The organism is Flavobacterium gelatinilyticum (genome assembly GCF_027111295.1).
Lineage (GTDB): Bacteria > Bacteroidota > Bacteroidia > Flavobacteriales > Flavobacteriaceae > Flavobacterium > Flavobacterium gelatinilyticum.
The window spans coordinates 4491734-4512184 of sequence record NZ_CP114287.1 but is presented as its reverse complement, the minus strand read 5'-3'; the positions used below and the strand labels follow the sequence as shown (position 1 = coordinate 4512184).

20 protein-coding genes and 5 tRNA genes are annotated in these 20451 nt (G+C 33.6%); 13 read left to right on the top strand and 12 right to left on the bottom strand.

The genetic code is table 11. From position 1 onward, the window contains the following. Positions 1-54 precede the first annotated feature (54 nt). The 10 genes from OZP11_RS19455 to tgt all read right to left on the bottom strand — a co-directional run bounded on the left by OZP11_RS19455 (position 55) and on the right by tgt (position 10951). Positions 55-807, bottom strand: a complete 753-nt coding sequence (locus OZP11_RS19455; RefSeq protein ID WP_281232165.1) for a hypothetical protein — start codon at positions 805-807, stop codon at positions 55-57. Between the two features lie 275 nt (positions 808-1082). Then, a complete protein-coding gene (locus tag OZP11_RS19450; protein WP_281232164.1) occupies positions 1083-1712 on the bottom strand; it encodes a hypothetical protein in 630 nt (209 codons plus the stop codon). A gap of 26 nt (positions 1713-1738) precedes the next feature. Further along, positions 1739-2101, bottom strand: coding sequence for a hypothetical protein (locus tag OZP11_RS19445; protein ID WP_281232163.1), 363 nt, complete (start codon positions 2099-2101; stop codon positions 1739-1741). Between the two features lie 175 nt (positions 2102-2276). Continuing rightward, positions 2277-3821 carry a replicative DNA helicase gene (gene dnaB / locus OZP11_RS19440; protein WP_281232162.1) on the bottom strand — a complete coding sequence of 515 codons (1545 nt, stop codon included), beginning with the start codon at positions 3819-3821 and terminating at the stop codon, positions 2277-2279. Positions 3822-3961: 140 nt separating this feature from the next. Beyond that, complete coding sequence (locus OZP11_RS19435; RefSeq protein WP_281232161.1) at positions 3962-4915, bottom strand: acetyl-CoA carboxylase carboxyltransferase subunit alpha; 954 nt, start codon at positions 4913-4915, stop codon at positions 3962-3964. A 151-nt stretch (positions 4916-5066) separates the two neighbouring features. After that, positions 5067-5657 carry a dual specificity protein phosphatase family protein gene (locus OZP11_RS19430; RefSeq protein ID WP_281232160.1) on the bottom strand — a complete coding sequence of 197 codons (591 nt, stop codon included), beginning with the start codon at positions 5655-5657 and terminating at the stop codon, positions 5067-5069. Between the two features lie 143 nt (positions 5658-5800). After that, positions 5801-7732: an LTA synthase family protein gene (locus tag OZP11_RS19425; RefSeq protein WP_281232159.1), complete on the bottom strand. Its 1932-nt coding sequence runs from the start codon at positions 7730-7732 to the stop codon at positions 5801-5803. A gap of 45 nt (positions 7733-7777) precedes the next feature. Beyond that, the gene (locus tag OZP11_RS19420) at positions 7778-8680 is read right to left on the bottom strand and encodes a DMT family transporter (protein WP_281232158.1); all 903 of its coding nucleotides are present in this window, start codon (positions 8678-8680) and stop codon (positions 7778-7780) included. Then, positions 8667-9755 carry an LptF/LptG family permease gene (locus OZP11_RS19415; RefSeq protein ID WP_281232157.1) on the bottom strand — a complete coding sequence of 363 codons (1089 nt, stop codon included), beginning with the start codon at positions 9753-9755 and terminating at the stop codon, positions 8667-8669. The genes OZP11_RS19420 and OZP11_RS19415 overlap by 14 nt, the downstream gene beginning before the upstream one ends. 65 nt (positions 9756-9820) lie before the next feature. After that, positions 9821-10951 (bottom strand): tRNA guanosine(34) transglycosylase Tgt, encoded by a 1131-nt coding sequence (tgt, locus tag OZP11_RS19410; RefSeq protein ID WP_281232156.1) that lies wholly within the window; start codon positions 10949-10951, stop codon positions 9821-9823. 265 nt (positions 10952-11216) lie between these two features. Here tgt and OZP11_RS19405 point away from each other — a divergent pair, with 265 nt between their 5' ends. From OZP11_RS19405 to OZP11_RS19395, 3 genes are all read left to right on the top strand, one after another. Continuing rightward, the gene (locus tag OZP11_RS19405) at positions 11217-11516 is read left to right on the top strand and encodes a hypothetical protein (protein ID WP_281232155.1); all 300 of its coding nucleotides are present in this window, start codon (positions 11217-11219) and stop codon (positions 11514-11516) included. A 242-nt stretch (positions 11517-11758) separates the two neighbouring features. Further along, entirely contained in the window at positions 11759-12610 is an 852-nt protein-coding gene (locus OZP11_RS19400; protein ID WP_281232154.1) for a transketolase, read from the top strand. Positions 12611-12691: 81 nt separating this feature from the next. Continuing rightward, positions 12692-13645: a transketolase family protein gene (locus OZP11_RS19395; RefSeq protein WP_281232153.1), complete on the top strand. Its 954-nt coding sequence runs from the start codon at positions 12692-12694 to the stop codon at positions 13643-13645. A gap of 75 nt (positions 13646-13720) precedes the next feature. Here the strand turns inward: OZP11_RS19395 and bamM are convergent, their stop codons facing one another. Further along, the gene (gene bamM, locus OZP11_RS19390; RefSeq protein WP_281232152.1) at positions 13721-14848 is read right to left on the bottom strand and encodes a BamM family beta-barrel-assembly machinery protein; all 1128 of its coding nucleotides are present in this window, start codon (positions 14846-14848) and stop codon (positions 13721-13723) included. 79 nt (positions 14849-14927) lie between these two features. On the opposite strand from bamM, the gene OZP11_RS19385 reads away from it, so the two are divergent. Together OZP11_RS19385 and OZP11_RS19380 are read left to right on the top strand one after the other, a co-directional pair. Beyond that, the gene (locus OZP11_RS19385) at positions 14928-15323 is read left to right on the top strand and encodes an RNA-binding S4 domain-containing protein (protein WP_281232151.1); all 396 of its coding nucleotides are present in this window, start codon (positions 14928-14930) and stop codon (positions 15321-15323) included. A 148-nt stretch (positions 15324-15471) separates the two neighbouring features. Continuing rightward, positions 15472-15972 (top strand): phosphoribosyltransferase family protein, encoded by a 501-nt coding sequence (locus tag OZP11_RS19380; protein WP_281232150.1) that lies wholly within the window; start codon positions 15472-15474, stop codon positions 15970-15972. Here OZP11_RS19380 and OZP11_RS19375 read toward each other — a convergent pair. Further along, positions 15964-16482, bottom strand: a complete 519-nt coding sequence (locus OZP11_RS19375) for a shikimate kinase (RefSeq protein WP_281232149.1) — start codon at positions 16480-16482, stop codon at positions 15964-15966. The two genes, OZP11_RS19380 and OZP11_RS19375, sit on opposite strands and share 9 nt — an antisense overlap. A gap of 125 nt (positions 16483-16607) precedes the next feature. Between OZP11_RS19375 and OZP11_RS19370 the strand changes: the two genes are divergently transcribed. From OZP11_RS19370 to OZP11_RS19335, 8 genes are all read left to right on the top strand, one after another. Beyond that, positions 16608-16680: transfer RNA gene (locus tag OZP11_RS19370), tRNA-Lys, on the top strand. Positions 16681-16720: 40 nt separating this feature from the next. Beyond that, positions 16721-16793 (top strand) — tRNA-Lys (locus tag OZP11_RS19365). A 42-nt stretch (positions 16794-16835) separates the two neighbouring features. Next, a tRNA-Leu gene (locus OZP11_RS19360) sits at positions 16836-16918 on the top strand. A 140-nt stretch (positions 16919-17058) separates the two neighbouring features. Next, positions 17059-17131, top strand: a tRNA-Lys gene (locus OZP11_RS19355). Positions 17132-17172: 41 nt separating this feature from the next. Continuing rightward, a tRNA-Leu gene (locus OZP11_RS19350) sits at positions 17173-17255 on the top strand. A 215-nt stretch (positions 17256-17470) separates the two neighbouring features. After that, positions 17471-18721, top strand: coding sequence for an outer membrane beta-barrel protein (locus OZP11_RS19345; protein ID WP_281232148.1), 1251 nt, complete (start codon positions 17471-17473; stop codon positions 18719-18721). A 347-nt stretch (positions 18722-19068) separates the two neighbouring features. Further along, positions 19069-19470, top strand: a complete 402-nt coding sequence (locus OZP11_RS19340; RefSeq protein ID WP_281232147.1) for an XRE family transcriptional regulator — start codon at positions 19069-19071, stop codon at positions 19468-19470. Between the two features lie 338 nt (positions 19471-19808). Continuing rightward, positions 19809-20309 carry a tetratricopeptide repeat protein gene (locus OZP11_RS19335; RefSeq protein WP_281232146.1) on the top strand — a complete coding sequence of 167 codons (501 nt, stop codon included), beginning with the start codon at positions 19809-19811 and terminating at the stop codon, positions 20307-20309. Positions 20310-20451 lie beyond the last annotated feature (142 nt).

The window sequence follows — 20451 nt, the reverse complement described above, 5'->3', positions numbered from 1 at the left end:
ATTCCTGAGGTATGTAACTTTAATTATTTGGACAATTAAAGTTTTTAATAAATTTTAGAATGCTTCGGGATCTCCATTCGGAGGACATGGTCTTGTAGCGTCATACACATCATCACCTTCTTTTGAAGTTACAGATGTTTTTTTGATCGCATTGTTTTTATCCAGGCTTATAAGAATCGTAGTGACTTTTTCTTTTGGATTAAGTCCTAAAAACAATCCAACATTAGAAGTATTTCCTTTATCGATCATGGCTTCGATTACTGCTGATTCCAGAGTAAAGTACCTGAAACGGGAACCTTCATGAGAAGTTGCTTCGTCTAGACCAGAAACAGAATTCAGTTTTTTCTGCCACGCTTCTATTCCTTTAAAAGCTTCCTGAGGTAATAGCAAATGTTTATTTAATAAAGGAGTTCTTTTAGCAGTTTTACTAATTGTTAACTCATTTAGTTTAGTAAGCTGCTCATCATAATTTGATTCTTTCAATATGACAGAATTAACTATGCCTAACTTTTGACCGTTCTCATCTATACCTATCATATTAATTTGTATAGTATGATCTAAATACCCTAATACGAATCTAACTTCTTTAATATTAGGTGTTTTTACGAGTTTTGCAGTTTCTTCTGCCGAAAATAAATAAGCTGTAACTTTTTTTTGTGAATTTGCGAATTCGGAATTCAAATCAGCAGTAAGCCAATCTTGTTTTTGTGCTTTTGAGACTGCACTGTTATCCTCTTGGGAATTATCTTTTTGACAGGAAACTGCAAAAAGCATTGCTGCCAAAGCACATAAAATTGTTTTCTTCATAATAATAATTGATTTTGGTAATGTTTGTTAATAATATTTATTGGGTAAAATATATTCTAAAACTTGAAATCAAAAAGTGATAAAAAAAACGGCGGATAAATTATGGTTCAGAACCTTCGTAAAGGAGAACTTGGCGTTGAAGTGTGATTAATACATCTGCAAACTCTATTGAAGATGCAGATGTTTTAATAAAATTGGTTTTAGCTAACCTGATACTAAAATAAAATTGTTTTTTTCATGGTTAGTAATTATTATTCATAGTAATTAATAGGTGTTTAAATTGTTACCTTATTACAATAACTTTGTATCCAGTCATACAAAATAAAAGTTTGATACACTACCAATAAAAAGGCGTTTAATTTCCAGCTTATATATTTTACATCATCACTTAGCCCTAAAGACAGATTTCCTATTAAAAATAATACTGTGCTCGATAATAAATAAAGTACAATAGCTATACTTACATAATAATAGGTTTTAGTTTCTGTAAGCATATTGTAGAAATGCAATAAAGCAAATACTACAATAAGTAATGAAGTTAAAGTGATTGCAAACAAATTAAACTTTAAAAACTGGTCAGGATCTAATACAAATTGTACTGCTAAAACTAATAGAGCAGCTGCCATAGCGATTTTTACAAATAATTTATGGCTTTTTATCTGTAATAATGAATTATAAAACAACCCTAACAATATCATTTGTCCGATAAAAAATATATTCACGACAACTAAATTAGTCATACCTATTTGATACAATAATTCCATCGAAAACTGCATCGTAAATGCAAATACTAAATATAAAACAAAAAAAACATTAGCTTTTTCCTTGCGGAAAAAGCTAAATGAATATAGTATAAGATTTATTAATAAAATCAAATAACCTGAGTATATTAAAAAATCATCCATTTTGAATACTACATTTTATAAAAAAATCAATATGGAGGACTTGGGCGTGCACCATCATATACAACATAATCTGCTGCTTTGGCACTCATACCTTGTGAAGCTTGTCCGTAAACATCAACATATTTACCGGTTTCTTTATCAAGTTCTGCTCCAACAAATATTAAAGTTTTTTCACCCTCATCATTTATACCAAGATAGGCACGAACTGCTTCAGTATCCAGTTTAAGAACACTTTCTAAAGTTTCTCTTGGTATTAAAAATGCTTTTACTTTTTCTGCTCCTCTTGCAGTTTCGATAGTACTGATATCTGTTTCATCGTACTTCTTTTCCCACTCTTTGGCAGTAGACAACGGAATCTGGATAGGTCCTGGGAAGACTTCTTCATTCATAGTTTTTAAGGATTAAAATTAGTTACTTGTTTATGGTCTTGCTAAACTACCGAAATAATTTTTATAGAGGAAATTTTATTGTTAAAATTATAGCAGGGAAATATTAAATAATAAAAACAAAAAAGCCTTTGTAATCTCGTTCTTACAAAGGCTTTCGTGTTTAGGTTTTATTCGATTAAAACGGAACATCACTATCATCATCGTCATCATTAAGGTTACTTCCAAAAGCTTCATTAGCCGAAGGAAGATTTTTAGTGATAAACGGATTATCGTCGTGATTCATTTTTGAAGGTAAATCATCATAACCTCCTGTAAACTCTTCTAAGTTGTCGAACTTTCCTAAGTGTCCTAAGAATTTCAAACGTATATTTTCAAGTCCACCGTTACGGTGTTTGGCTATAATAAATTCTGCCTGACCCGTTGTTGAAGATTGTTCATCATCATCCCACTCTTCAATTTTATAATATTCAGGACGGTAGATAAACGATACGATATCGGCATCCTGCTCGATTGCTCCAGATTCACGAAGATCCGAAAGTAAGGGTCTTTTACTAGATCCACGGGTCTCTACCGCACGTGATAACTGCGAAAGTGCAATTACAGGAACGTTAAGCTCCTTTGCCAGGGCTTTTAAGTTTCGGGAAATGGTCGAGATCTCCTGCTCACGGTTTCCTCCTCCTTTTCCGCTTCCTCCGGCAGTCATTAACTGCAAGTAGTCAATAATAATCAATTTAATTCCGTGCTGCGATGCCAGACGACGGCATTTTGCACGTAAATCGAATATCGACAGTGAAGGAGTATCATCAATAAACAATGGGGCTTTTTCCAAATTTTTTACTTTTGTACTTAATTGTTCCCATTCATGTTTTTCCAGTTTTCCGGTTCTTAATTTTTCTGAAGACAAACCTGTTTCAGAAGAAATAAGCCTGGTAATTAACTGAACCGACGCCATCTCCAGAGAGAAAATCGCTACTGCATGTCCAAACTGGATACTAACGTTTCGCGCCATCGAAAGTACGAAAGCTGTTTTACCCATACCCGGACGTGCCGCGATAATAATCAAATCCGAAGGCTGCCATCCGGAAGTTACTTCATCTAGTTTTTCAAATCCGGTTGCAATACCACTCAAACCTTCTTTACCGGCAATTTCTTCAATACGTTTTTTCGCCTGAAGAACCAAACTCTGTGCAGTTTCAGAACTACGCTTGATATTTCCCTGAGTTACTTCGTATAATTTAGACTCAGCTTTATCCAGCAAATCGAATACGTCTGTTGTTTCATCATATGATTCTTCGATAATTTCAGAAGAAATTCGAATCAAACTTCTTTGAATGAATTTTTGAAGAATGATACGTGAGTGAAACTCGATGTGCGCAGACGAAGCAATTTTCTGCGTAAGCTGAATCAGGTAAAAATCTCCTCCAGCCAAATCCAGCTTTCCGTTTTTCTTTAACTGAGTTGAAACAGTTAAAATATCAATAGGCTGCGTTTCAGTAAAAAGCTGTAGGATCGCTTCAAAAATATGTTTGTGTGCGTCTTTGTAAAAAGCATCAGGCTGTAAAATATCAATTACATCATCAACCCCTTTTTTATCAATCATCATCGCACCAAGCACTGCCTCTTCCAGATCAATTACCTGAGGAGGAAGTTTACCTTTTTCGAGATTGATAATAGTGGTTTTGTCGACCTTTACAGGACTAAAGTTTTTGAAATTTTCCATATAGCGAAAGTAGCAAAAATTAAAAAAAATCTGCTATCGAGTTATAACTAGTTTTATGTTTATAAATAAGTTTTTTTGTTCATAACCAAAAAAAAATCCGAAACCGCGGGGCTTCGGATTTTTAATCATATCATTTGAATTTATTCTTTAAACTCGCCCATATTACTGTATTTGTCCATTCTCTGGGCAATTAAATCGGCTGTTGATAAGTCCTTCAATTCGTTATATCCTTTTGTAATATATTCTGCTACTGTTTTAAAAGTAGTATCTCTGTCGTAATGTGCTCCACCAAGCGGCTCAGGAATTACATCATCAACAAGTTTTTGTTTTTTCATGTCTGATGAAGTCAGTTTCAAAGCTTCGGCAGCACGTTCTTTGTACTCCCAGCTTTTCCATAAAATCGACGAACATGATTCTGGAGAAATTACAGAATACCAAGTATTTTCTAACATATAAACACGGTCTCCAACACCAATCCCTAATGCTCCTCCAGAAGCACCTTCACCTACAATAATGGTAATAATTGGCACTTGCAGACGAACCATTTCGAAGATATTTCTTGCGATAGCTTCTCCTTGTCCTCTTTCTTCGGCTTCTAATCCAGGGTATGCACCCGGAGTATCTACCAAAGTTAAAACTGGAATTCCAAATTTCTCTGCCATTTTCATTAAACGCAAAGCTTTACGGTATCCTTCAGGATTTGCCATACCAAAATTACGGTACTGACGTGTTTTTGTATTATATCCTTTTTGCTGGCCAATGATCATAAACGATTGTCCGTTTACTTTTCCAAGTCCGCCCACCATGGCTTTGTCATCTTTAAATCCTCTGTCTCCATGAAGCTCTAAAAAAGTATCACCGCAGATTGCCTTAACGTAGTCTAAAGTATAAGGTCTGTTTGGATGCCTTGACAATTGTACACGCTGCCAGGCGGTAAGGTTTTTGTATATATCTTTCTTAGTTTGTTCTAATTTCTTGTTGATTTCTTTACAAGTAGGTGTAACATCAACATCAGATTCTTTTCCAATTATAACACACTTTTCTAACTGTTCTTCAAGTTCTTTTATTGGAAGCTCAAAATCTAAATATTCCATGGATTTTTGAATTTTGTTTTTAAATCGAACCGCAAATATAAAAATATTATATCGTTTGACATGCTTATTTAGCATTAAAAAATGGATTTAATATCTAACGAACAAAACAATTACGATTTAAAACAGTCTTCCTCCAATTAAAAAAGTTTCTTTACTTTTTTTCTTTTGCAAGTTCCTTTCTTGATTTATAGGATTTTAAGTACTCCCCTTTGGGTGTTCCGTCATCAAAAGAACCAAATTTTATTATTGCCCTTGTTTTATTTCGGGCTTCCTCATTTGTAAAGCCTTCATATTCAATTCTATATAAAGCAGAATACATTTGCGCTCTTCCTATCCCATGGTAGCAGTGAATTAATACAGGATAATTTGATTTGTCATCCATAATTTTAAAAAAGGCATCCAAATCTTTTTGGGTTGGTATTTGATCTGATCCGTTATTAAAATAATTTACTCCTTTAATTTTAGCCACTGCTTCTTTTTCTGCCATAAGTTCTTCTGGAACTTCCGGGTTATTTACTAAATCCTGAGTACCGGGAAAACGTAGGTCAACAATTGATTTTATATGATACTTTTTAACGTAATCCTCTATTTCATCCGGAGGGATTACTCCTGATTTGTATACTTTACCTTCTGTTATTGTTTCAAAATTATGGTTTATATGCATATCATAGACATACTTTCCAACTCCCGCAAGTACTAGGGCAATAAGCACTAGTCCAATCCTTTTCTTATTCTTTTTCATTATTATCATTTTTTGCAAAACTAAAACAAAAAACAACAATAAAGAATAAAATTCTTACATAATATAAAAAATAAGCATTTAAATTCTCACAAAATAAATTCTATGACAGTAATACTATTGATCTAGAATTAAAAATTCGTAATTTATTCAGTAGAAAGTTTTTTATTTACAATTCTGCTGTAATAATCGAATATAAAAGCTTTGCAATTCAGCTCTATCTCTTCCATTTCAGGGTTCTTTTCTGATATTAGATTATTTTTCAAATCTTTATCTTCCTTATTATAAAAACCAAGTACTTTACTTCCGTCAAATGTGCAAATGTATTTTCCTTTAGAAAACTGATAAATTGTGCCTGTCGAATTTATAACAAATGGCTGCTGACCTTTTTTATCAAACAAACTCCTGCCCCAGCTTCTAAAAGGTTTATCATATCCTATCATATCCATTATAGTAGGATAAATATCTATTTGCTGGGCAAAATCATCATCTACACCTACATATTGACTATTGGGTTTATATATTATAATAGGTATTGCGTAACGATTAACAGCTTTTTGATATTCATCGTAATAAATCTGATTACAATGGTCTGCGGCAAAAACGAAAATTGTATTAGAGAACCAAGGTTTTTTTTGAGCTTGATCAAAAAATCTTTTCAGAGCATAATCAGTATAGGCTACACACTTATGTATGGGTATATTACCTTCAGGAAATTTATTTTTATATTTCTCAGGTATTATGTAAGGTTCGTGAGATGAAACGGTAAATACACTTGCAAAAAAAGGTGTCTTTTTGGTTTCGAGAGTCTTTTCCATGAACTGCAAAAAAGGTTCGTCCCAAATTCCCCAATAACCATCAAATTCAGAATCGTCGTTAAATTCAGTCCTTCCGTAATAATTCTCGATGCCCAAAATATTAGCAAACCCTAAGAATCCCATAGAACCATTTGCTGCATTATGAAAAAATGAAGTATCATATCCTAAACTTTTTAGAACAGAAACCAAAGATTCTATTTTTTGTTTGGGGTAAGGAGATGAAGTAAATGCATCTTTAAAAGAAGGAATTCCGGCTAAAATAGATGACATTCCATGTATAGACTGGCGTCCATTTGCATAAGCATTTGTAAAAATCATGCTTTGTTTGCTTAAAGAATCTAAAAAAGGGGTATAGCTTTTATAATTTGGAATTTTGTTCTTTTGATTAAATGCTCCAACATATTCCCTCCCATAACTTTCCAATATAAAAACAACAACATTTGGTTTTGACGATACATTATTTTTATACTGTTTTATCGGCTGTACTTTTTCCAGTATTATTTTTTCAGTTACTTCTTTATAATCAGGAATTTTAAAGCTATTTGAAAACAATGTTCTAATAACAGCAAACGGTGTATTGAGAACAATATCTGAATGTGGAACATAAGAAACATGACGGCTTGCATCTACAATATTAATTGGTCTTGTTGATTTTTTAAAATCACCGCCTCTTATTCCTCCTACAACCAACAAAATAGTGACGACGAAAATAACCAATGAAAAACCGAAATATTTGATTTTGTCTGAAACTATAAAAACCTGAATCCGGACTTTTTTGTAAAGAAATATCCAAAATGCAGCTGCAACAACAAACAGTGCAAATACATACCAGTAATTAAACAGAAAACTAAAAAATAAAGTCATTTTATTAGTTTCATGCTCCAAAACATTCATTACAGCAGTTGTAGTTCTCGCAAAAGTATATTTGTAATAAATAAAATCTACAAAATTTAACGCATAAGCAATTAAATTCGTCGTAAAGTACAAATAGAAAAGGATTTTTTGATATCCGGCATTTGTATTTCGATATGCGGGAACAACAGATAACACTATAAACAGCAGGTTTACATATAAAATTGCTGTAGTATCAAAGGCCAAACCGTAATAGCAAAGAGAGAAAAAATCAGAAACTGAGGTTACTTTTAATAAATCCTTATTAAAAAGAAAAAAAAGAATTCTGGCGAAAAAATAAAAAAGATAAGCCAAAAACAGCCTGTAAACCAAGACCTTTAACTCGTTTACCCGTAGATATTTATACATTATAAAAAATATTCAAAAACAGCGCGCAATATAAGAAGATTTTACTTACAAATGTGTCGATTTTTGTTTATTTTTTTCTAAGTAATGTTTAATCACTCCGTTTAAGATAACAGTAATTACAATTATAATGGCACCAATATAAAATTCTACGCTCATTTTTTCTTTTCCTCCCAAAATAAAATAAGCCAAAATAATACCGTAAACAGGTTCTAAGTTGGTAGTCAGCATTACAGTATAAGGAGATAATCGCTGCATTACTTTTACAGAAGCTGTAAAGGCATAGGCTGTACAAATTGAGGCCAAAAGAAATAACAGAAGCCAATTTTTTAAAGACATTTCGAAAAAATCTGCTGTAAATTTTCCTTGAAATAAAAAATAAACAGAAATGAAGAAAACGCCGGCACCAAATTCATAAAATGTAATTACTGAAGGTTCATGATCTGAGATTAATTTTCCATTCATTAATGTAAACAAAACCCCCAAAATAATAGCTGCCAGTGCATAATATACCCCCGTAAGATACTTAATCTCGACCTGAAGAATTAATCCCAGACCTGCAATAATTATAAGTCCGAAGAAAACCTCGTACCAAAGCACTTTTCTTCTATAAAATAAAGGTTCCAGTAAGGAGGCAAAAAATGCACCCAAAGAAAATATAGAAAGGGTAATTGAAACGTTGGAAACATGAATCGCCTTAAAAAAGAAAATCCAGTGCAGTGCAATCAATAGTCCAACAAAAATGAGTTTAAAAAATTCTTTGACAGGAACTTTAAAAGACTTTTTTTTAACCGCAATGAATCCGCCCAAAAAAATTAAGGCCAGCAGCATTCTGTACCAGACCAGGTTTTCGGCATCAATTGTAATTAAAGCACCCAGAATGGCTGTAAAACCCCAGATAAAAACAATTAAGTGAAGATTTAAATAACTTTTTAAATTATCGTTTCGCATTGCGTAATAAATAAACTGCCAGAATTCCAAAAGCAATATTTGGAAACCAAACAGCTAAAAATGGTGAAAAAGTAGATTTTTCGGCAAGGGTACCAAAAATTTTGTCAAAAAACACAAATAAAAATGCAATTGCGATACCAATTGCCAGGTTCATTCCCATTCCGCCGCGGCGTTTCATTGAAGAAACCGCTACTGCAATAACAGTAAGAATAAAAGCAGAAACCGGAACACTGTATTTTTTGTACAGTACTACTAAATAAACATTTATATTCCCTGAACCTCTTTTTCTTTCTTTTTCAATAAAATCAATTAATTTACCTAATGTGAGTGTTTCAGCAATATAAACAACCGGAGTTAAATCGGCAAGTTCGAATTTAAACTTTACATTTTTTTCCGGAACTTTTTCGATCACATCGTTTAATTCTCCCAGTGTTCTTTTAGTATAATCGTACAAAACATAGGTCTTCGCTTTCGGGTCCCATTTTATACGGCTTGCCGTGATTTTATATGTCAGTTTTTCTTTTTCGAAATGCTCCAGCGTAAAATTAAAAGCTGTTTTCGATTCTTCGTTAAAACTATTTACAAAAATAAAATCATTATCATTTATCTGCCTGTATACATTGGTACTTTCTCCCCGCATTTCGGCTTTTCCATTTCCTTTCAGATAAGTGTACCTAAAATTATTAAATCCTTCACTTGCGGCAGGAACAATAAAAAAACCCATAATAAGTACAAAAACCGAAACAATACTTGCTCCAATAACATAGGGTCTTAAAAATCTTGTAAATGAAATCCCTGAACTTAAAATTGCAATAATTTCAGTATTATTTGCCAATTTTGAAGTAAACCAGATTACTGACAAAAATAAAAAAATAGGAAACAGTGAGTTTGCAAAATATACTGTAAAATTGTAATAGTAAAGTGCAATTTCTGTAAACGGCACCTTATTTTCCAACATTTTGTTCACCTTTTCCGAAACGTCTATTACAATTCCAATTGGAATAAATAATAAGATCATGACCGAAAAGGTGGCTAAATATCTTTTTAGAATATACTTATCTATTATCGTCAGCATATATATTTTTGTTTGTTTTTGTTTCAGGTTTCACGTTCCATAGAGAACTTGAAACTTGAAACTTCTTAAAGTCTTTGACTCATGTTTTTGACCATCATTTCTTTCCATGGTCTGAAATCTCCGGCCAGGATATGTTTTCTGGCTTCACGAACCAGCCACATATAAAATCCAAGATTATGAATAGTTGCGATTTGTTTTCCTAAATACTCATTGGCAGCAAACAAGTGGCGCAAATACGCTTTCGAATATTCTGTATCAACAAAGGTATGTCCCATTTCATCGATTGGAGAGAAATCGGCTTCCCATTTTTTATTTTTAATATTGATAGTTCCGTTTGCTGTAAACAACATTCCGTTTCTGGCATTACGGGTTGGCATAACGCAGTCGAACATATCAATTCCCAGCGCAATATTTTCTAATATATTTATAGGAGTTCCTACTCCCATTAAATAACGGGGTTTGTCTTCCGGAAGGATCTCACATACGACTTCAGTCATAGCGTACATTTCTTCAGCAGGTTCTCCTACTGACAACCCTCCAATTGCATTTCCCTGCTGTCCGGCATTGGCAATATATTCAGCCGATTGACGACGCAGATCTTTGTAGGTGCTTCCCTGAACGATTGGAAAGAAATTTTGTTCGTAGCCATATTTGTAAGGCACTTTATCTAAATGAGCAATACAACGATCTAACCAGCGGTGTGTCATATGCATAGAACGCTGTGCATAACGATAATCGCAAGGATATGGCGTACACTCATCAAATGCCATAATAATATCAGCACCAATGGTTCGCTGAATTTCCATAACATTTTCTGGTGTAAAAAAGTGGTATGAACCGTCGATATGCGATTTAAACTTCACCCCTTCTTCTTTAATTTTTCTATTTGAAGAAAGAGAATATACCTGATATCCGCCAGAATCTGTTAAAATATTACGATCCCAGTTCATGAATTTGTGCAGTCCTCCTGCTTTTTCAAGAATTTCTGTCTGTGGACGTAAATATAAATGGTAAGTGTTTCCTAAAATAATATCAGGATTAATTTCTTCTTTAAGTTCACGCTGATGAACCCCTTTTACAGATGCAACCGTTCCAACGGGCATAAAAATAGGAGTTTCTATAACCCCGTGATCAGTAGTAATACTTCCCGCTCTTGCTTTCGACTGCGGATCTTTCTGTAGTAAATCAAACTTCATAAATTCGTTTTTCAGTCGGCAAAGATAATTTAATTTCGGGTAAATTTTATTAATTAGATAATTTGTCAATTAGAAAATCTGCTAATGTTTTCTTAATATCTGTTTTTCGATTTCAGATCCCCATCCGTAAAATTCATTTACAAATTAAAATGGAATGTAAAAACTACAATATCAAAGTGATAAAGTATAACATTATGAAATTTGCTATCTGTAATTTTATATTATTCAAAATACCAAATAGAATACACTTAAAATTATAGGAATCATGATAAACTCTGAAGAAAAATTAGATCAGATCAAGGATGATCAAATCGAAAGAAATCTTGAAAACATGGATTATCCGGCAAACGAAGATATTTACAATCAGGACAATAAACTGGAAGACATCAATCCTGAAGAAATTTCGGGAGAGCGAATCATTAATCAGGACAATCACGAATGGAAACAAAATAGTGATAAAATAGGAAATGATTTAGATATTCCCGGTTCTGAACTTGACGACCAGCAGGAAGAAATAGGTTCAGAAGACGAGGAAAACAACTATTACAGCCAAGGTGACAACTGACGCTGTTTTTTACCAATAAAAAAATTGTATTTAAAAGTCCTGCAAAACGCAGGACTTTTTTATTTCCGGCACCCGCCAAAAGGCTGTTTTTCTATGATAAAACAGAATCGTTTCATATTTTTTCAGAATCAATAAAAAAAGCAGTAATATTTAACAATTACAGCAAACTAAAGCAGAAAATCATTTGTCTCCCCGCAAAATAACAATTACATTTGTTACCAGTATTAACTTTTACAAATAAAATGAAGCCTAACACACAACAATTAAGCGATTTAACGATCCAGGTAAGAAGAGATATTCTGAGAATGGTACATGCTGTCAACTCAGGTCACCCAGGTGGATCATTAGGTTGTACTGAATTTTTGGTAACATTGTACCAAAACATTATGGATCGTAAAGAAGGATTTGATATGGACGGAATTGGAGAAGATATTTTCTTCCTTTCAAACGGACATATTTCACCGGTATTTTACAGCGTATTAGCTCGCAGCGGTTACTTTCCAATTTCAGAACTAGCAACTTTCAGATTATTAAACTCTCGCCTGCAGGGACATCCTACCACTCACGAAGGATTACCTGGTGTTCGTATGGCCTCTGGGTCATTAGGACAAGGATTATCAGTTGCCCTTGGTGCTGCACAGGCTAAAAAATTAAACGGCGACAGCCACTTAGTTTTCACATTACACGGAGACGGAGAATTACAGGAAGGTCAAAACTGGGAAGCTATTATGTATGCTTCTGCTAAAAAAGTAGACAACCTGATTGCAACTGTAGACGTTAACGGAAAACAAATTGACGGAACAACAGATGAAGTTTTAGCAATGGGAAGCCTTCGCGCTAAATTTGAAGCTTTTGACTGGGATGTTCTTGAAATTACAGAAGGAAACAACATTGATGCCATCATTGCAGGATTAACAGATGCTAAATCAAGAACAGGTAAAGGAAAACCAGTTTGTGTTTTACTGCATACAGAAATGGGGAACGGAGTTGATTTTATGATGCATACACATGCATGGCATGGTAAAGCGCCAAATAATGACCAATTAGCAAGTGCTTTAGCTCAAAACTATTCTGCAGATCAAGTTGATTACTAAAAAAAGTGTTCAGTGATCGGTTTTAGTGTTAAGTATAATACCCAAACACCATAACTGAAAACGAACCTCAAAAACACAAAAATGAAAAAATATACAAATACAGGAAGTAAAGATACCCGTTCTGGTTTTGGAGCGGGAATGACTGAACTAGGTCAAAAGAACGAAAATGTAGTAGCATTATGTGCTGACTTAATTGGATCATTGAAATTTGATGATTTCAAAAAAAATCACCCGGAACGTTTTTTCCAGATTGGTATTGCAGAAGCTAACATGATTGGTATTGCTGCAGGTTTAACAATTGGAGGGAAAATTCCTTTTACAGGAACTTTTGCCAACTTCTCTACAGGAAGGGTTTACGATCAAATTCGTCAGTCTGTTGCTTATTCAGATAAAAACGTAAAAATCTGTGCTTCTCACGCTGGTTTAACTTTAGGAGAAGACGGAGCAACACACCAAATCTTAGAAGATATCGGATTAATGAAAATGTTACCGGGAATGACTGTAATCAATACTTGCGATTACAATCAGACAAAAGCGGCTACATTAGCTTTAGCAGATCACCACGGTCCTGCTTATTTACGTTTTGGCCGTCCGGTTGTAGCTAACTTTACTCCTGCTGACGAACCTTTCGTAATTGGAAAAGCAATTATGTTAAACGAAGGAACAGATGTTACTATCATTGCAACAGGACACTTAGTTTGGGAAGCGCTTATTGCTGCTGAAGCTCTTGAAGCAAAAGGAATTTCTGCCGAAGTAATCAACATTCACACTATCAAACCTCTTGACGAAGAAGCTATTTTAAAATCTGTTGCTAAAACTAAGTGTGTAGTTACTGCAGAAGAGCACAATTACCTTGGAGGTCTTGGAGAAAGTGTTTCCGGAGTATTAGCTTTAAACAATCCAACGCCGCAGGAATTTGTAGCTGTAAAAGATAGTTTTGGAGAATCTGGAACTCCTGAGCAGTTAATGGAAAAATACAAATTAAACAATCAGGCAATTGTTGAGGCTGTAGAAAGAGTAATTAAAAGAAAATAATTTTCTTCATACTATAAAAAAACCTCGAAATATGAATTTCGAGGTTTTTTTATTTACGACCAAATTGAATTGGTTTTATCTCTTTTGATATGGATATGTGTTATCCAAATGTATTCTTTTTCTTCCTGGAGCTTCAAAATCTTCTTTAACAAATTTTCTTGGATTATCTATTGACTCAGGAAGTTTATCATTCGTTAAATCCCCCGTAGGTCTTCTTGGAATACCATATATTTCAGATTCATCATAATTTGGCGTATCAGGATTATCTGCAATTGGATTATAAGGATAATATTTACTTAATCCGCCTAAAAATAAAAACTCAGGATCATCAGGTTTTGTAATTTCATACAAAGTCGAATAACCGTCATTATCATCATCTGCATCTAAAAAGTCCGGAATTCCGTCTTTATCTGTATCATCAATCAAATCAGCGGGCGGATTTGGATATTTGGTTGTGTTTCTAAAATCGTACACATATCCGTCTCCGTTTAAATCTTCATCTACATCGTAAATTCCGTCAAAATCATGATCCAGTCTTGTTAAATCAAATAATTTAAAAGAAAAAATCATAGGCGAATAAGCCGCATACTTTGTTCCTGCACTAGCATAATAAGCCAATCCCGAAGGCAGAAACATAACCCCGGCACCATAACCTGTATAGGTATAAGCTCCGTCAGCACCTGGCTTATCACTTCTTTTTGCGGTTTTAAACTGCGGGAAGATTTCTTTCCATCCGTCTACAAAAACCCCTCTTGATCCTGAACCGTCCAAATCCCAGATACCCGGAACATTATATGAACTGTCGAACATAACATTTCCTAACGTATACCCCGTGTATGAGGCATAAATTCGATCTGTATTCATAGGATTATCTACCGTTCCTTCATTAAAACTTATATAATATACCGTATACGTAATAGCATCATCATAAACCTCTCTGGTTTTAAGCGGATACTCTTTTTGGTCCCAGATCGACTGCTGTGTTCCTCCCGCCGGAATTTTAGCAAAAGTAACATCCAAATCCGCCGTAACCGTCATATAGTTAGTTTTTAAATACTTAACAATAGAATCATTATCTGCTTTATACTGTTCTGCATAATCTCTCAAAGGTACAGTCACCACATCATCGTCGTCACTTTTATTGCAGGATACTATTGCCGCTCCTGCCAGTAATAAAATAAAATAATATTTAAATTTATTCATTATTGTTAATTTTTTAGGTGCGCAAGATACAATATTGATTTATTTTTGTAAAGAATTTAACTTGGAATTTAGAAAAATTATGCGAGTAGATAAATACTTATGGTGCGTACGTTATTACAAAACCCGAAACATGGTGACTGAAGCCTGTAAAAAGAATCAGATTACTGTAAATGGGCAAGTCGCAAAACCATCAAAAGAGGTTTTTCCTACTGATAGAATTACCTTTAGAAAAGATCAGATTACACAAATTATAACCGTGCTCGATATACCGGAAAACCGTGTGGGCGCCAAACTGGTAGATATTTACAGAAAAAACGAAACACCTCCTGAAGCTTACGCGCATCTGGAAATGCTGAAACTTTCAAAAGAACATTACCGTAAAAGCGGTACCGGAAGACCAACCAAAAAAGACAGAAGAGATATTGACGATTATGGAAACGATTTTATTGATGATGAAGAGGAAGATGAGAATTAAATCCCAATTTTCTAAATTCCAATACCAGCAGTAAACAACAGCAAAATGGCAGAGCCATTTAAAACTTGGAATTTGGAATTTAAATATTGGAATTCCCTTTTAGATATTAGGATTTCATAATTTCGTATCTTAGCACAAAAAACACATCATGAGCAAAAATATCATCCTGACCAATCAGGAAATCGAACATAAAATAAAACGTATTGCCTATCAAATTTACGAGACATTTGTAGACGAAGAAGAAATTGTTATTGCCGGAATTGCATCTAATGGCTGCATTTTTGCTCAAAAAATTGCCTCGGCATTAAGCACAATATCAACACTTAAGGTTTCGCTTTGCGATGTAAAAGTAGACAAGCAGAATCCGCATCTTCCTATACAGACTTCTTTAATTAAAGAGGAATACTCTAATAAAGGATTGGTGTTAGTAGACGATGTACTAAATTCCGGCACTACATTAATATATGCGGTTCGTCATTTTCTAGATGTGCCTCTAAAAAAATTCAAAACCGCAGTCCTTGTTGACCGAAATCATAAAAAATATCCCGTAAAAGCAGATTTTAAAGGAATTTCACTTTCTACTTCATTACTGGAACATGTTCAGGTTGTTTTTGACGAAAACGGCGGCGATTACGCCTTTTTAAGTTAAGATATTCAAAATATCCTGCACCGTTTCATCCGGAGTTCTATCATCAACTACAACCTTGTACTGCGCATGGTTGTAGTAAAAACTTCTGTCGAACAAATGTTTCGCAATAAACTCCTTCATTTCCTCCTCGCCCATATTGGCAATTAAAGGACGTTTACTCTTATTATGTATTAGTCTATTATATAAAGTCTCGATAGAGGCTTTTAAGTAAAACGAAGCGATATCATCTCTTTGAAGCAATAAATGATTATTGGCATAACATGGAGTTCCGCCTCCTAAACCTATTATACTATTTTCTGAAGACTGAAGTAATTCTAGAAACATTTGATGTTCTAATTTTCTAAAATGAATCTCTCCAAACTGCTCAAAAATTTCTTTTATCGATAAATTTGCTCTTTCTTCGATGCATTTATCCAAATCTAAGAACGGAATATTTGTAATTTTTGACAAATTTTGGGCAATTGTTGACTTTCCGCAGCCCATATAACCCAATAGTACAATTTTTTTCATATTAATAAAACCTTATAAACTAAGCAATTGGAATCTTTTCCAAAAAAAAGACAAATTTATAATAAAATTGCTTGGAAACTTCAAAAAAAACTCCTTATATTTGCACCCGCATTCAAGAAATTAATGACTCGATAGCTCAGTCGGTAGAGCACATCACTTTTAATGATGGGGTCCTGGGTTCGAGCCCCAGTCGGGTCACAAATTTTGTGATAAACAAATTAAATTTCCTGAAAGCAATGACTCGATAGCTCAGTCGGTAGAGCACATCACTTTTAATGATGGGGTCCTGGGTTCGAGCCCCAGTCGGGTCACAAAAGGTCGGGTAATTTATTTACTCGACCTTTTTCCTTTTAGGCCATGTGGAGAAACGGTAGACTCGCCATCTTGAGGGGGTGGTGCTCGCAAGGGCGTGAGGGTTCAAATCCCTCCATGGTCACTAAAAAAAATAAAACAGTATTTCACTGCAAAATAGACACTTACAACTATACTTTAAATTTATTGTAAAATTCATTTTAAAAAAGGGTTGTTAAGCTAAAATAAGTCCTTATATTTGCACCCTCATTGAAGAAAACAAATGACTCGATAGCTCAGTCGGTAGAGCACATCACTTTTAATGATGGGGTCCTGGGTTCGAGCCCCAGTCGGGTCACAAAGGTCGGGTATAAATTTACTTGACCTTTTTTCTTTTTAGGTCATGTGGAGAAACGGTAGACTCGCCATCTTGAGGGGGTGGTGCTCGCAAGGGCGTGAGGGTTCAAATCCCTCCATGGTCACTTGACGGGACAAAGATGATTTTTTCGTCTTTGTTTCATAAAATGCTAGAGTAAAAGTCATACTTAAAATTAATCCAATTTTATTTTTTTTTTAAAATCCGAATAAGCAATCAACTTAAAAATTAACATATTTTTTAAAAAAAGCGTGAAATTCGGAAACCCGTAAAAATCAACACTCTTTTTTCTCTAGTTTTGCCACCATCAAAAATATAACAATGAAAAAAAAACTATTATTAATCTTTTTACTTTCTTTCTCTTTTGCAAAAGCGCAAATTTCTTTTGAAAAGGGTTATTTTATTTCCAATGACGGAAAACGAACTGAATGTTTTATCAAAAATCTAGGTTGGAAAAACAATCCTACAGATTTTAAATACAAAACTGATCCAAATGAAAAAGACTTCCAAACTGAAAATATTAAAAACATTCAGGAATTTGGAGTAACAAATGAATCAACTTTTATCAGATTTAAAATAAACATAGATCGATCAAGCAATGATCTCAGAAAAATGCTGACTCATAAAGAGCCTGTGTGGAGTAATGAAACGATATTCCTAAAAGTTCTTGTAAAAGGCGACGCAATTCTATATAGCTACAGCGATGAAAACATTAAAAGATATTTCTACGAAACAAAAACAACACCTATTGAACAGCTTATAAACGTTAAGTATATTACAGCCGATAACAACGAAGGAGCTGAAAAAGTAGTTGAAAGCAATGATTACAAAACACAACTCTTTAAAAATGTAAAATCAGAAAGCATAAGTGAAAAAGATATCGCAAAACTGGCATACAAAAAAACTGACCTTGTAAAATATTTCAATAAATTCAACAATATAGACAATACCAGTCCAGCGCAAGGAATCGAAGAAAAAACCGCAAAAGACGCTTTTCATATAAAAATAACTCCCGGATTTAGTCTTGTCTCCTTATCAGCAAGTGATATTAATAGAAATTTCAATGTTAAATTTGAAAACAAAACAGTATTCAAAATTGGAATTGAAGCTGAATATGTTCTGCCGTATAATAAAAACAAATGGAGTATTTTCATAAATCCAGTTTACCAAAAATACGATAATGAAAAAACATACAGCGTCCCAACTGGATTTGTTTCATTCCCGGATCTAATATATACCGCTGACGTAAAATACAGTGCTGTTCAAATACCTATAGGCCTGAGACACTATATGTTTTTAAATCATAAGTCAAAGCTTTTTATTAATGCAGCCTATATTGTTGACTTAGGTTCAAAATCAACTATTACTTACACAGAAACAGCTAGAAATATTATTACAGAATTCAAAAGCGACACAGGCTCTAATTTAGCCTTTGGATTTGGTTATAGTTTTAAAAACAAATTAAGTGCAGAAATTAGATTAAATACAAAAAAACAACTCATGCGTGATTACACAAGTTATTCCGCAGATTATAACTCAACAGATTTTATTTTAACCTACATTATTTTTTAAAAAGATAATTGTATTATATAAAAAAGGTATCTAAAAATATCGTTTGGGAGGCCTTAATGGCTGAGAATAACCTGATTTTACATAAATCCAAGAATAAAATTCTATACCGCCAAGGCCACTAAACTTCAACAACTAAACTTTGTCAAAGTTTTAAAACTTTGACAAAGTTCTCCAAAAATCAGATTTTCATTCACCAAAGCTTCATTCTTAAAAGAAACAATCAATTTCAAAAACGGATATAATATCTGACAAAAGGATGTTTTACTGGATATTTTTCTATCTTTGAAAACCGGGCTTTTAATCGGAATGTCCTTATCTTTGAGCCTTCGGAAAAATTGATACTCGTTATGGAACAGAAAATACATCAGGGAAGAAATGTAAAACGTTTTAGAGAAATGCTTAACATAAAGCAGGAAGCATTGGCTTATGATTTGGGTGAAGACTGGAACCAAAAGAAAATTTCTATGCTTGAACAGAAAGATGTGATTGAAGAAAACCTGCTTAAACAAATTTCTACTGTTCTAAAAATTCCAGTTGAAGCTTTTCAAAATTTTAATGAAGAGCAGGCAATAAATTTTATATCAAATACCTTTAACGACCAATCCAATGGATATAATTATTATCCAACTTTTAATATAAATCCAGTTGAAAAATGGATAGAAGCCTTAGAAGAAATCAAACGATTAAACTTAGAACTTCTAAAAGCTAAAGATGAACAAATTAAGGTTTTGGAAAAATTACTCAAATAAATAATTCAAAAATATAAGCGACTTGAATTTTCTCCATCAAGATCATTAAATAAAAAAAGCGCAAACTTTCATATTGAAAATTTGCGCTTTTTCGCTTTTTAGATCTCAACACAAGCCGCAAACTTTGTCAAAGTTTTAAACTTTCGCAAAGTTCTCGAACATCTAACATGGATTTTCTTTTTTCACATCTAAAACAATTACAATCAAAATATTAAGATTAAAAAATCGAATCCCCTTCAAAATTATTCAATAAAATTTCACACAAAAATTCATTCAAAAAATAAAACTTTCCTAAATTCGCTGCGCAACAATTAATCACTAATCCCAAATTAGTTCTTATGAAAAACCTACTAGTAATATCATTTATTATGATAAGCTTTTCGTCGTGGTCACAATCCGCGGAAGTTTTTTTTAACAAAGCTTTTAATAAAGCGGCAGCCGGAAATTACAAAGGCGCAATTGCTGATTACACAAAAGCCATCAGCAAAAATTCTAAAATGGTCGAAGCCTATCAAAACAGAGGCGTCGCTAAATACAAACTAAAAGACCTAAAAGGCGCTTTGGCCGATTTTAACAAAACCATCGAACTCGACGACATGAATGCCGATGCCTTTACAGGCCGTGCCAACGCCAATTTTAGTTTATCAAACTTCGTAGAAACCATCGAAGACTGCACATTATGCCTTGGTTTAAACCCGAGAGATTACATCGCTTACAACTTAAGAGGACTGGCTTACAGCAAAATAGGAGACAAAAAAAATGCCTGTCTGGATTTCTCAAAAGCAATCGAACTAGGAAGCAAGAGTGCTGCAGTAAATAAAGCTTCGACTTGTAAATAACAAAACTTCAACTAAACCTTCGACCTGCAATTCTGCAGGTCTTTTTTTCTGATTTTCGCAACTAAACCTCTAATATTCTTTCATTTTAAGGTTGTTTTAAGGTTCTATTTCAGATTTTATTCTATTTTTGTTCACCAAATCG

What these genes read in the sequence shown, in the direction of transcription:
- OZP11_RS19455 (WP_281232165.1), bottom strand. Translation starts at nt 807, where the DNA reads ATGAAGAAAACAATTTTATGTGCTTTGGCAGCAATGCTTTTTGCAGTT.
- OZP11_RS19425 (WP_281232159.1), bottom strand. Translation starts at nt 7,732, where the DNA reads ATGTATAAATATCTACGGGTAAACGAGTTAAAGGTCTTGGTTTACAGG.
- OZP11_RS19435 (WP_281232161.1), bottom strand. Translation starts at nt 4,915, where the DNA reads ATGGAATATTTAGATTTTGAGCTTCCAATAAAAGAACTTGAAGAACAG.
- OZP11_RS19335 (WP_281232146.1), top strand. Translation starts at nt 19,809, where the DNA reads ATGAAAAACCTACTAGTAATATCATTTATTATGATAAGCTTTTCGTCG.
- OZP11_RS19415 (WP_281232157.1), bottom strand. Translation starts at nt 9,755, where the DNA reads ATGCTGACGATAATAGATAAGTATATTCTAAAAAGATATTTAGCCACC.
- OZP11_RS19420 (WP_281232158.1), bottom strand. Translation starts at nt 8,680, where the DNA reads ATGCGAAACGATAATTTAAAAAGTTATTTAAATCTTCACTTAATTGTT.
- OZP11_RS19395 (WP_281232153.1), top strand. Translation starts at nt 12,692, where the DNA reads ATGAAAAAATATACAAATACAGGAAGTAAAGATACCCGTTCTGGTTTT.
- OZP11_RS19405 (WP_281232155.1), top strand. Translation starts at nt 11,217, where the DNA reads ATGATAAACTCTGAAGAAAAATTAGATCAGATCAAGGATGATCAAATC.
- OZP11_RS19430 (WP_281232160.1), bottom strand. Translation starts at nt 5,657, where the DNA reads ATGAAAAAGAATAAGAAAAGGATTGGACTAGTGCTTATTGCCCTAGTA.
- OZP11_RS19450 (WP_281232164.1), bottom strand. Translation starts at nt 1,712, where the DNA reads ATGGATGATTTTTTAATATACTCAGGTTATTTGATTTTATTAATAAAT.
- OZP11_RS19345 (WP_281232148.1), top strand. Translation starts at nt 17,471, where the DNA reads ATGAAAAAAAAACTATTATTAATCTTTTTACTTTCTTTCTCTTTTGCA.
- OZP11_RS19445 (WP_281232163.1), bottom strand. Translation starts at nt 2,101, where the DNA reads ATGAATGAAGAAGTCTTCCCAGGACCTATCCAGATTCCGTTGTCTACT.
- OZP11_RS19380 (WP_281232150.1), top strand. Translation starts at nt 15,472, where the DNA reads ATGAGCAAAAATATCATCCTGACCAATCAGGAAATCGAACATAAAATA.
- OZP11_RS19340 (WP_281232147.1), top strand. Translation starts at nt 19,069, where the DNA reads ATGGAACAGAAAATACATCAGGGAAGAAATGTAAAACGTTTTAGAGAA.
- OZP11_RS19400 (WP_281232154.1), top strand. Translation starts at nt 11,759, where the DNA reads ATGAAGCCTAACACACAACAATTAAGCGATTTAACGATCCAGGTAAGA.
- dnaB (WP_281232162.1), bottom strand. Translation starts at nt 3,821, where the DNA reads ATGGAAAATTTCAAAAACTTTAGTCCTGTAAAGGTCGACAAAACCACT.
- OZP11_RS19385 (WP_281232151.1), top strand. Translation starts at nt 14,928, where the DNA reads ATGCGAGTAGATAAATACTTATGGTGCGTACGTTATTACAAAACCCGA.
- tgt (WP_281232156.1), bottom strand. Translation starts at nt 10,951, where the DNA reads ATGAAGTTTGATTTACTACAGAAAGATCCGCAGTCGAAAGCAAGAGCG.
- bamM (WP_281232152.1), bottom strand. Translation starts at nt 14,848, where the DNA reads ATGAATAAATTTAAATATTATTTTATTTTATTACTGGCAGGAGCGGCA.
- OZP11_RS19375 (WP_281232149.1), bottom strand. Translation starts at nt 16,482, where the DNA reads ATGAAAAAAATTGTACTATTGGGTTATATGGGCTGCGGAAAGTCAACA.